Annotated in this window: 10 protein-coding genes; 6 read left to right on the top strand and 4 right to left on the bottom strand. The window is 67.8% G+C overall.

The genetic code is table 11. The annotated features are described in order from the left end of the window. Nucleotides 1-375 precede the first annotated feature (375 nt). A complete protein-coding gene (gene mprF / locus PVT71_RS10185) occupies nt 376-2,991 on the bottom strand; it encodes a bifunctional lysylphosphatidylglycerol flippase/synthetase MprF (protein WP_353471672.1) in 2,616 nt (871 codons plus the stop codon). A 187-nt stretch (nt 2,992-3,178) separates the two neighbouring features. Here mprF and PVT71_RS10180 point away from each other — a divergent pair, with 187 nt between their 5' ends. After that, on the top strand, nt 3,179-3,406 hold the full coding sequence (locus PVT71_RS10180; RefSeq protein ID WP_353471671.1) for a hypothetical protein: 228 nt from the start codon (nt 3,179-3,181) through the stop codon (nt 3,404-3,406). A gap of 85 nt (nt 3,407-3,491) precedes the next feature. Here the strand turns inward: PVT71_RS10180 and PVT71_RS10175 are convergent, their stop codons facing one another. From PVT71_RS10175 to PVT71_RS10165, 3 genes are all read right to left on the bottom strand, one after another. Next, a complete protein-coding gene (locus PVT71_RS10175; protein WP_353471670.1) occupies nt 3,492-4,796 on the bottom strand; it encodes a HAMP domain-containing sensor histidine kinase in 1,305 nt (434 codons plus the stop codon). Then, on the bottom strand, nt 4,793-5,464 hold the full coding sequence (locus tag PVT71_RS10170) for a response regulator transcription factor (protein WP_353471669.1): 672 nt from the start codon (nt 5,462-5,464) through the stop codon (nt 4,793-4,795). The genes PVT71_RS10175 and PVT71_RS10170 overlap by 4 nt, the downstream gene beginning before the upstream one ends. Before the next feature lie 73 nt (nt 5,465-5,537). After that, complete coding sequence (locus PVT71_RS10165; RefSeq protein WP_353471668.1) at nt 5,538-5,909, bottom strand: PepSY domain-containing protein; 372 nt, start codon at nt 5,907-5,909, stop codon at nt 5,538-5,540. 53 nt (nt 5,910-5,962) lie between these two features. On the opposite strand from PVT71_RS10165, the gene PVT71_RS10160 reads away from it, so the two are divergent. From PVT71_RS10160 to PVT71_RS10140, 5 genes are all read left to right on the top strand, one after another. Next, nucleotides 5,963-6,775: a hypothetical protein gene (locus tag PVT71_RS10160; protein ID WP_353471667.1), complete on the top strand. Its 813-nt coding sequence runs from the start codon at nt 5,963-5,965 to the stop codon at nt 6,773-6,775. After that, nucleotides 6,772-7,554, top strand: a complete 783-nt coding sequence (locus tag PVT71_RS10155; RefSeq protein WP_353471666.1) for a hypothetical protein — start codon at nt 6,772-6,774, stop codon at nt 7,552-7,554. Before PVT71_RS10160 ends, PVT71_RS10155 begins: the two co-directional genes overlap by 4 nt. Before the next feature lie 77 nt (nt 7,555-7,631). Further along, entirely contained in the window at nt 7,632-8,681 is a 1,050-nt protein-coding gene (locus PVT71_RS10150) for a metallophosphoesterase (RefSeq protein WP_353471665.1), read from the top strand. Between the two features lie 435 nt (nt 8,682-9,116). Beyond that, nucleotides 9,117-10,118, top strand: a complete 1,002-nt coding sequence (locus PVT71_RS10145; protein WP_353471664.1) for a type III polyketide synthase — start codon at nt 9,117-9,119, stop codon at nt 10,116-10,118. Then, complete coding sequence (locus PVT71_RS10140) at nt 10,118-10,633, top strand: isoprenylcysteine carboxylmethyltransferase family protein (RefSeq protein ID WP_353473866.1); 516 nt, start codon at nt 10,118-10,120, stop codon at nt 10,631-10,633. Before PVT71_RS10145 ends, PVT71_RS10140 begins: the two co-directional genes overlap by 1 nt. The last annotated feature ends 122 nt before the right edge of the window (nt 10,634-10,755 follow it).

The following is a 10,755-nucleotide window of genomic DNA, read 5'->3' as shown; positions in this document are numbered from 1 at the left end:
AAACGCAATACCGTCACCTACATAGATCGCGCAATGTTATTTCGACGATCTTGGCGAAATAGAGGCCATTTCTCAGCATCTTGCCGATGACCCCGGGACAACCACCCGTGAATGCCCGGCGGATATCCCGCCTGGCGCAACAATCCTGTCCGTCACGCATCATTTCCCCTCATCGGCAGGGCAGACAGGGGCCTCCGGCGCGGCTCTGCCCGCCGGGTGTACGGCTCGCTGCTCTGCCGCAAGCCCGCTTCGAGCCCTGTTACGACCTTCACGCAGTCTCTACCGGCCGGTCTTTTCGCGACTGCGGCGCTTCGCGGGAACCGTTCGACAGGATGTCGCGGCTTTGGAGGGCGTCATCGCTGGAGGCAGCCCCTCTTATCCGGAAGCACCTGCGGGCCGGGCATCCTCTCCCTTCCGAGCGCCACCGCCGATCAGTGCCACGACGTCCGCCGCGATGCTCAGAAGATTGGCCCGCGGCGGCACCGCGACGTAGATCGGGCGCCAGTCGGGATCGAATTTCTCCTTGAACGCGCGCAGGCCCTCGAAGTTGTAGAACTGCTGTCCATGACGGTAGACCAGCGCTCCGAGCCGGGTCGAGAGCGCCGCGCCGCGACGGGCCTCGAGCCCGGAGAGGGGCGCATTGCCCAGCGAGAACTCCTCGTAGCCCTCGGCGGCGAAATGCAGCAGCAGCTCGGTGAAGAGGAACTCCATCAGCCCGGCCGGGGCATTCTCGACATGGCGCATGAGATCGATGGTGGCGCGGGCCTTCGTGTCGGTCAGCCAGAGGTTTGCAAAGGCCACGATGCGGCCCTCGTGGCGCACGACGGCGATCGGGGCCCGCGACAGGACATCGGGATCGAAAGCGCCGACCGAGAAGCCTTTCTCCGCGCCTGCCTTGGTGGCGAGCCAGCTGTCCGAGATCGCGCGCAGCTCCTCCATGAAGCCATCAGCGAAAGGCGGCTCCAGCACCTCGAAAGCGAGGCCGTCGCGCAGGGCGCGGTTGTGCGTGGTGCGCAGGCGCTTGCGCTCCGGACCCTGCAACGAAAAGCCCCGCAGGGCCACCACCGCCTCTTCGCCCATCTTCACCAGCCCCAGCCCCATCTCGAGCCAGAGCGGGATCAGGTCGGCCCCCACGGAATAGAACACCGGGCGGGCATTGGCGGCGTAGGCGGCATCGTGGAAATCCCAGGCGAGAGGGGCAAGCTCCGAGGGCTCTCCGAAGGGCTCGTGCAGGGCGATCCAGCTGCGCCCCCGGATGCGGTACATGAGCGCAGCGCGGCCGCTTTCCGAGACCATCAGGCACTTGTCGCCGGTCAGCGCGATATTCGCCTCGGGGTCCGGTTGGGCGGCGACGATGGCCCGCACCTGCGCAAGCTCCTCGGCCGTCGGCAGCGCGTGGGTCAGCCGCCCCGGTCGCAGGGCGAAGACGAGGAGCGACAGGACCAGCACGACCATGCCGACAAGCGCGGCGCGCAAGGCGCGCGGGGCACTCGCATCGGTGGCGAACTGCCACCACAGCTCATGCGCGTAGGGCGTTGCCTTGTGGGCAAAGAACAGCACCGCGACGACCGAGGCGCCAATCGCCGCGATCAGCAGCAGCCAGCGCAGGCTGAAGGCCTGGCGGGTCAGGCGTGTGGTGCGGAAGAACTCGCGCCGCGTCGGCCAGAGGATGAGCAGCGCCGCGCCGAGAAACACCGCGCGCTCGATGTCCAGCGCATTGGCGAAGCTGGCGGCGATGCCCCCCGCAAGCGCCAGCACCGCCAGCCACCACGCCCCCTGCACGCGGCGCAGCAGGCCGTGCGCGATCACCAGCATCATCGCCCCGAAGATGCTGGCCAGCAGCGCCCCGCCCTCGGCGATGGCCAGCGGCGTCAGCAGCTCGAGTTCCTCGGCGAGATCGGAGGTCGGCGGCAGCAGGCTCGAGACCATGAGCAGCAGACCCGAGCCGAGCATCATGGTGGCCATCGCCAGCGGCACCAGCGCACTGACCGAGCGGGCGAGCGGCGCAAGGCTCTGCATCAGCGGCCCGGCGGCGCGGCTCGAGGCCATGCGTGCCTCGGTCAGGGCCAGCAGCACCAGCGCGACGGCGAAGGGCAGAAGGTAGTAGATCATGCGGTAGAGCAGCAGCCCGGTGGCGGCCTGTTCGACCGGGACCGAGGCGGGCAGCGCGGCGATGACCACCGTCTCCAGCACGCCGACGCCGCCGGGCACGTGGCTGAGAACGCCCGCCATCACCGCCGCGGCATAGACGGCGAGGAAGGTCGCGAAACCCAGCTCGGAGGGCGGCAGCAACAGGTAGAGCGTCGTGGCGGCCAGCAGCATGTCGATCGCGGTGAAGACGAACTGCGCCGCCATCAGCCCCGGCGACGGCGCGCGCAGGGTGACGCCGCGCAGAGTGATCTCGGTCCTGCGAAAGGCGGTCCAGAACAGCAGCCCGGTGACGACGATGACCACGGCCAGCGAGACATGGCGGATCGGCCCCGGCCCGAACGGCAGCAGGTGCCCAAGCGCCAGCGGATGAATGGCCAGCGCGCCGAAGCCGATGATCGTCGCGCCGAAGCCGAAGGCGACCGAGGCAAAGGCGGCAATCGCGGCGATGTCCTGCGTGGAAAGCCCAAGCGCGGAATACACCCGGTAGCGCACCGCCCCGCCGGTGATCGGCCCCGCGCCGATGGTGTTGCCGAAGGCGTAGCCAAGGAAGCTGCCCAAGGCGACCACCGGGCCCGGCAGGTCCTTCTCGATGTAGCGCAGCGCCGAGCGGTCGTAGCCGATGAGCGCGGCGTAGCTGGCAAAGGTCGTGAGCACCGCCAGCGCGAGGATATGCCACGGCGTCGCCCTTGCCTGCGTCAGCACGCTGCGCAGGTCGACCGGGGCAAGCAGGCGGTAGAGCGCAAAGGCACCCGCCCCGAAGAGCGCCGCCGTCACGATGTAGGGCAGCAGCGGTTTCACCCGCTGCCAAGGCGTGAGGCGGGCGGTGCTGGCGTCTGTCATGGTCTGTCCCCGATGTCTTTCCGGCCGGGAATGGCCAAGGCGGATTTTCGCAAGCTGTCCGAAAGATTGGGATTTCGCAATCGTCAGTCCAACCGGCAAAGATTACCGATCCACAATGCAGGCATCATGCGCGGGCAAGATCCCATGCCCAGATTTCAGGAAACCCGGACGTAAAGGAGACTTCGGCATGGAACGGATGAAGGCATGGATCGCGCGGGCGCTGGTCGCCGTCTTGGTGGCCGTGGGCATGGGGCTCGGGCTTCTGGTGATGGGGGTCGCCATGGTCGTCGGCCTTGGCATCACGCTCGCCGTCCGGCTCGCAGGTCCGCAGATCCTCGCCGAGGCCGAGCGCCGCGCCACCGACCTGAGGGCGGAGGCCGCGCATCCCGTCAATGCCGAGGCCGCGCCCGTCTGAAACTGCCAGGACGCCGCGCGTACCGACCCCCTTGTTCCGGCGTCCCAACTGGCCCGGCGGTGTCCCTCCCGCCGGGCCTTTCTTGTCAGCCCGGGAAGGTCACGGTGACCAGCAGCCCCGGCCGCGCGTCGCCGAGCGTCAACTCCGCGCCATGCAGGTCGGCGATGGCCTTGACCAGCGACAGCCCCAGTCCCGAGCCGGGGGTCGACCGGCTGGCCTCGAGCCGCGCGAGGCGGCGCAGGACATGATCGCGCTTGCCTGCGGGGATGCCGGGACCGCCATCTGCGACGGTGAGAATCCGACCTGTCAGGGAGAGTGTAATTTCGGTGCCCGGCGCATGGCGCAGGGCGTTCTCGATGAGGTTCGCGACCAGACGCGACAGCAGGTGGCGATCACCGCTCACCGGGAGCGGCCCCGACACCGAGCAGGTCAGCGCAGAGCCCGCATCCTCGGCAGAGGGGGCGTAGATCTCCGCCATGTCTTCCAGAAGCGCTCCGAGATCCACGCTGGTGAAATTCTCGCGCCCCTGGCCGCCCTCGAGCTGCGCGATCTGCAACAGGGACTGGAAGGTCGCGATGATCTGCTCGGTCTCGGCACTTGCCTGTTCGAGCTGCCCGCGTGCCGGATCGGGAAGGTCGATTTCGGCAAGTTGCTCCAGCCGCACCGCGACGCGCTGGATCGGGGTCTTGAGATCATGGGCAATGTCGGCGCCGATCTGGCGCAGCGCGCCGACAGCGGCTTCCTGGGCTTCGGCCATGCGGTCGAGATCACGCGAAATGTCGCCAAGGTCCGTGTCGGGATGCGGTGCCCCCACACGGGCGACGAGGTCACCCTCGCTGAGGGCGTGCAGCGTGCTGCGGATCGCCTCCACCCGCGCCGTGGTCCGGCGCACCACGACGATGCCGATGGCCGAGGTCAGCAGCAGCGCCGGCAGCAGCGCGAAGCCGAGGATCGCAATGAAGGTCTCCTGCAGCTCGGACATGCTGTCGCGCCCCACCGCCACGGTCAGTGCGCCGGGTTCAAGATCGGCATGCCGCACAAGATAGCTGTCGGCGACCGGCTCGGGCAGGGCAATGTCGTCGTCTCCGACGATGCCTTCGGGCAGGTCCGACGCGATATTGGCCACCGTCTGCCCATCCTGCTCGAGCCGGATCAGCAAGGCGCGCCGGTCGGCTGCGGCGGCGATTTCGGCCGCACGCTCCAGCCGCTCTTCCGGCTCGGGGATCGCCCGGATCTCCTCGATGGTCTGCTCTGCACGCAGGTCGATCTCGGCACCGAGCGCCCGGTGCATCAGCACGTAGGCAATGCCGAGCCCGACGGACATGAAGACGGTGAAGACCGCGATGAGCACCACCGAGAGGCGCAGCGGCGTCGAGCGGAACCGTGTCATTCCGCGATCCGGTAGCCCGAGCCGCGCACGGTTTCGATCAGCGTCACCTCGAAAGGCTTGTCGACCTTGGTCCTAAGCCGGCTCATGTGGCTTTCGACGACGTTGGTCTGCGGATCGAAATGGATGTCCCAGACGCCCTCGAGCAGCATGGTCCGCGTCTGCACCCGGCCCTTGCGGCGCAGCAGGTGTTCGAGCAGCGCAAACTCGCGCGGCTGCAGGTCGATCGGCTGGCCGCCCCGGGTGACCTTGCGGGTCAGGAGGTTCATCTCGAGATCGCGCGCCCGCAGCACCGTCGGCTCGTCCGAGGGCGGCGGACGGCGCGCCAGCGCTGCAAGGCGGGCGGAGAGCTCGCCGAAGGCGAAGGGCTTTGTCAGGTAGTCGTCGGCCCCGGCGTTCAGCCCGTCGATACGGTCCTCGATGCCGCCGAGCGCGGTCAGCAGCAGCACGGGCACCGGGTTCCTCGACGCGCGCAGGGTGCGCAGGATCGACATGCCGTCGACGTCCGGCACCATCCGGTCGAGCACCATCACGTCGTAACTGCCCGTCATCGCCTGCATCAGCCCGTCGCGGCCATTGTCCAGCAGATCGACCACATGGCCCTCGGCGCGCAGGCCGGTGGCGACGTAGTCTCCAGTCGTGGGATCGTCTTCGATGACGAGGATATGCATTGGGTCTCCGAAAGATAGGGGCGGCAGGGAAACCCTGCCGCCCGAGCGGTTGTAACGGACGGGACTGCGCCTGTCAGTCGTTGTCCTCGCCGTCCTCGCCCTGCTCGTGATCCTCGTCGTCATCGGTTTCGGTCACCTTGGTCACCGCGCCGCTGGAGGGATCGACGAACCAGGTCTGCATCGCGCTGGAGGCGTCGGCGATCTCGACCTCGTAGCCCCAGCTGCCCTGGTCATTGTCCTCCCAGCCCGCCGAGATCGCGATGCCGCCGGTCTCGTTCTGCGCGGCATCCACCGCCTGCGTCAGGGTCATGCCGCTCGCCTTGACCGCCTGGATTTCCTCGGCGTCCGTCATCTCCGCGGTCGTCTCGGTGCCCGCCCAAGCGGCACCGGCCACGCCGGCGGCAAGGGTCACGGGGATCAGGCTCAGGGGGATGATGCGTTTCATGGGTCTTTCTCCTCTTTCGGTCCGGCGGCGTGCCATGACCTCGTGACAGAGAGATGGACGGCGGCCTCTGGCGGCGCATGACGACGGGATTGATAATCCGTAATGCCGAACGCCGTCACATTACGGTTTCCCAACCTTTCCGTCAGACGGGCGCAGACCCCGGGCCCCAGAACGACCCGATCGACCATTTCGGTGAGGACTTCGCCATGAAACAACTCCTGCTCGCCACGGCGCTGATTGCCCTCCCCGTGGCGGTCTTTTCCGGCGTGGAGCATTTCGTCATCGGCGCCGCCGCCGCTCCGGCGCAGCAGGGCGCGATACCGTCGCTTGGCGATCTGTCGAAATTCGCCGCGATCGTGAGCGACACGCAGAAAATCGCGGCGACCGGCGATCTTGTCGCCGCCGAGACGCGGATCACCGACCTCGAAACCGCCTGGGATGACGACGAGGAGCAGCTGCGGGCGAAGGCCCCGGAGGCCTGGGGCACTGTCGATGCCAGCGCCGACGCGGCGTTTTCGGCCCTGCGCGCAAAGTCCCCGGACCCGGCACGGGTCGAGGCGGCGCTGAGCGTTCTTCAGGCCACGCTGGCCGATCCGACGCCGTCCGACGCCGCCGGGGGCGTGGCCCAGACCCTGAACGGCATCGCCGTGACCGACGCCGCGGGGCATCCCCTGCCCTGCGAGGTGATGCTGTCCGATCTCCGCGACGCGCTGTCCGGCGGGCGCGCATCCGACACGGCCAGACCGCAGATCACCGATCTCCAGTCCAAGGCCACCGAGCGCTGCAACGCCGACGATGACCGCCGGGCGGATGCCTTCTCGGCACAGGCCCTTGCCCTTCTCACGCCCACGCAGGTGACAAAATGACCGCTCTCGACACAGGCATCGAGCTTCTCGACGGCCGCCAGACCAACCCCCGCAACAAGGTGCCCGACGTGACAGCCGCCTTCTGGCTCATCAAGCTGATGGCGGTCACCATGGGCGAGACCGCCGCGGATTATCTCAGCGTCAATCTCGGGATGGGGCTGACCACCACCTCGCTGATGATGACGGTGCTGCTGGTCGGAACGCTGGCCCTGCAGTTCTCGCGCGACCGCTACGTGCCCTGGACCTACTGGCTGAACGTGGTGCTGATTTCCGTCGTCGGCACGCTGATCACCGACAACCTCGTGGACAATCTCGGCGTCAGCCTCGTGACCTGTACGGCGGTCTTCAGCGTCGCGCTCGCCGCCTGTTTCGCGCTCTGGTACGGCGAGGAAGGCACGCTGTCGATCCATGACGTCGACAACCCGGTGCGCGAGGCCTTCTACTGGGTCGCGATCCTCTTCACCTTCGCGCTCGGCACCGCCGCGGGGGACCTTGTCGCCGAGCAGTTCGGACTTGGCTACCTCGCCTCGGGCATCCTCTTCGGATCGGTCATCGCGAGCCTTGCCTTCGGCTACTTCGCCCTTGGCCTCGACGGCATCCTCGCCTTCTGGCTGGTCTACATCCTGACCCGGCCGCTCGGCGCCTCCTTCGGAGACCTGCTCTCGCAGCCGGTGGACTACGGCGGGCTCGGCTTCGGCACGGTGACCACCAGCCTCGGCTTCCTCGCGGTCATCATCGCCACCGTCGCAGCCATGAGCCTCGGCCTGCGGCGGCGCTGACCCCAAGCGCCCGTCCCCCGGCCACACACCGCTACCGCAGCCGACGTGCTTCCAAGCTACAACTCCAGGCAGATCCAATGAAAATAACAACCGTCATCGCAGCAGTTCTCGTGCCGCTCCTTGTCCTCGCCGCGCTCGAATCCCAATGGATTGGCTATGCCGCCTACAGCCTCGTCGGCTCGGCGAAAGCGGCTGGTTCGGAAAGCGAGGGCCCACCGCAGCAGACCATCAGCGATGCCATGAGCCGCGATGGCGGCAACCTGACCCTGCTCGCGGTCGGCGACATCGCCAACTGCCCGGAGAGGCCCGGCTTTGCCAGCGCATTTCCGGTTGCCGCCGACCTGCTTGGCCTTCCCTCCGCATTCGAGCCGTCGCGCGCGCCGGCGGTAGCGACGGTCCGGCTTGCCCGGCGCTGGCCCGATGCTCCCATCCTCGCGCTTGGCGACCTTGTCTACAGCTCTGGCAAGCCGGTGGAATTTTCCGACTGCTTTGATCCGCTGTGGAAAGCGGATCGCGGCAGAACCCTGCCCACGCCCGGCAACCACGAGTACAAGACGCCCGACGCTTTTGGTTACTATCAATATTGGGGCGAGCGCGCCGGACCGGGCAGCCGGGGATACTACGCGGTGCATGCCGGCAATTGGCTGATCCTGTCCCTCAACAGCGAAGTTGATGCGAGCCCCGGCTCGGCGCAGGCACTGTGGCTGAACAAGGCCCTGGCCGCATCCCCCGAAGCCTGTGTCCTGGCCTTCTACCATCAGCCCGCCCATTCGCTTCAGCATCGGAGCGGCAACGGCAATGCCATTGCGCTCTTCGAGCAGCTTCAAAGAGCTGGCACGACGCTGGTGCTGAACGGGCACAACCATATCTACGAGCGGACGCTGCCTCTCGGGACCGACGGCGCGCCGGACCCCGAGCACGGGACGATGGCCTTCACCGTTGGCACGGGCGACGAGAAGTCGCCGGAGATGCCCACGCTCGACACAACCGCGGCGGCAATTTTCGGTCATCTAGGATTGCTCCGCCTCGAGCTTGGAAAGGGTGAATTCCGCTGGTGGTTCGAGGATGCCGAAAGCGGTTCTGCGCTGGACGAGGGTGTCGGGCGCTGCAACGCCCGAGCGGCATGAGCGGGACCGAAGCGACCGAACTTGAAGCCCGGCGCTCCCCGTGCAGCGCCGGGCTTCGCATGTGCGGCAATCGTCCGGACGGCTCGCAAAAAGCGAGTTCGCCCTTGGGACGCTGCGCCGCCGCGGGTGACGGTAGGGCGAACCTCAAGAACGGGCCGTGAGCGGCGATGGGTTGGCTCCACCTGCGCCCAGGCTCTCCCTTCGCCCCCGCATGATGCTCCGGGTCCGGCACTGCCTCCGCATCCGCCGGGGCTTCCTCCGGACAGGCATGCGGAACAGAGCCCGCCATCGCGCGTTGTCGGTGATGGGTCGCATGGAAGGCCGGCGGCGTGCCGGGCCCGGGAGGAGGCGGCTCTCAGCGAAAGTGCCGCGATGAGCGTATATTTGCATGGGCTGTCCACGGCCCTTCCCCAACATTGCCTGCGCCAGGACGAGGTGAGGGATCGCGCAGCCTTCATCTTCGGGCGGAAGTATCCGGATTTCCAGCGCCTTTCGAAAAGCTTCGACACCGCCGGGATCGACACGCGCCACTCGGTGGTGCCTCTCTCCTGGTTCTCGGACCCGCATGGCTGGTCCGACCGCGCAGAGGCCTTCGCGACCGGCGCCAGGGCGCTCTTCGTCGATGCGGCCCGCGCAGCGCTGGCGGATGCGGGCTGGGAAAGCTCGGAGGTCGATGTCGTCGTGACCGTCTGCTCGACCGGCATCGCGACGCCGTCGCTCGAGGCGCAGGCGCTCGCCGAGATGGGCTTTCCCGAAAACGTCCTGCGGGTGCCGGTCTTCGGTCTTGGTTGCGCCGGGGGCGTGTCGGGGATGGCAACGGCCGAACTGCTGGCGGCGGGCCGGCCCGGATCGAGGGTGCTGCTCGTCGTGGTCGAGACCTGCTCGCTCGCCTTCCGCGCCGACCGCCTGCAGAAGGCGGACATCATCGCGGCGGTGCTTTTCGGCGATGGCGCCGCGGCAGCCTGCCTTTCGACCGGGGTGCCCCGGTCGGAGCAGAAAGTCACGCTCGGCTCCGGACACCAGAAGACCTGGCCGGACACGCTCGGGATCATGGGCTGGGACGTGGACGAGACCGGCTTCGGGGTCGTCTTCGATCGATCCATCCCGGATTTCGTCACGCAGGAATTCGGCGCCGCGGCGCAGGGGGCGCTGCGGGCAGCAGAGCTCGACGACACGCGGATCGACCGCTTCGTCTGCCACCCCGGAGGCGCCAAGGTCGTCGAGGCGCTCGAAGGCGCGCTGCATCTCAACCAGGGCTCGCTCGACGCCGAGCGCGAGACCCTGCGCCGTGCCGGCAACATGTCGGCTCCGACGGTCATGTTCGTGCTGCAATCGGTGCTGGGCTCGGGCCGGACGGGGCAGATGATGGCCTGCGCCCTAGGGCCCGGCTTCACCGCCTCCTTCCTGCCGTTCACCGTCGAGGCCATGGCCGCGTGATGGAGACCGGAACGGCGCTCTTCCTCGGCTTCATCGTGCTGCAGCGGCTTGGCGAGCTGGCGCTCGCGCGCCGGAACACCGCGCGCCTCCTGGCCCGCGGCGCGCGTGAGGTCGGCGGGGAGCATTACCCGGTGATGGTGCTCATGCACGCGGCCTGGCTGCTCTGCCTTGTCGTCTTCGGCCATGACCGGAGCCTGTCTTACGGCTGGCTCTGCATCTTCGTCGTCCTTCAGGCCCTTCGGGTCTGGATCCTCGCCAGCCTCGGGGCGCGGTGGACCACGCGCATCATCGTGATCGAAGAGCCGCTGATCGAGCGGGGGCCGTTCCGGTATGTCTCCCACCCGAATTACATGCTCGTCGCGGCGGAGATAATCGTCGCGCCAATGGTGCTCGGACTGACCTGGATCGCTGCGCTGTTCACGCTGCTCAATGCCGCGATGCTGACCTGGCGCATCAGTGTCGAGAACCGGGCGCTTGCGCCGCTGCGGGAGACGCCCGGTCATCGGAGCAAATGACCGACACGTCCGCTCTCCTTCCTGAAACACTTCAGAAGCTGATGCTGCGCCGCCACAAGCCCGCTCCGCGCCCAAACCGGATAAGTCGATCACGTCCGATCTCGCTGCGGCAGCATTGAGGG

It is taken from the genome of Salipiger sp. H15, from assembly GCF_040409955.1.
In the GTDB taxonomy this organism is placed as follows: Bacteria; Pseudomonadota; Alphaproteobacteria; order Rhodobacterales; family Rhodobacteraceae; genus Salipiger.
This window is presented reverse-complemented; position numbering and strand designations above follow the sequence as displayed.

Coding starts and splice junctions, on each gene's coding strand:
- PVT71_RS10160 (WP_353471667.1), top strand. CDS start 5,963: ATGGACGGCGGCCTCTGGCGGCGCATGACGACGGGATTGATAATCCGT.
- PVT71_RS10180 (WP_353471671.1), top strand. CDS start 3,179: ATGGAACGGATGAAGGCATGGATCGCGCGGGCGCTGGTCGCCGTCTTG.
- PVT71_RS10165 (WP_353471668.1), bottom strand. CDS start 5,909: ATGAAACGCATCATCCCCCTGAGCCTGATCCCCGTGACCCTTGCCGCC.
- mprF (WP_353471672.1), bottom strand. CDS start 2,991: ATGACAGACGCCAGCACCGCCCGCCTCACGCCTTGGCAGCGGGTGAAA.
- PVT71_RS10140 (WP_353473866.1), top strand. CDS start 10,118: ATGGAGACCGGAACGGCGCTCTTCCTCGGCTTCATCGTGCTGCAGCGG.
- PVT71_RS10150 (WP_353471665.1), top strand. CDS start 7,632: ATGAAAATAACAACCGTCATCGCAGCAGTTCTCGTGCCGCTCCTTGTC.
- PVT71_RS10155 (WP_353471666.1), top strand. CDS start 6,772: ATGACCGCTCTCGACACAGGCATCGAGCTTCTCGACGGCCGCCAGACC.
- PVT71_RS10170 (WP_353471669.1), bottom strand. CDS start 5,464: ATGCATATCCTCGTCATCGAAGACGATCCCACGACTGGAGACTACGTC.
- PVT71_RS10175 (WP_353471670.1), bottom strand. CDS start 4,796: ATGACACGGTTCCGCTCGACGCCGCTGCGCCTCTCGGTGGTGCTCATC.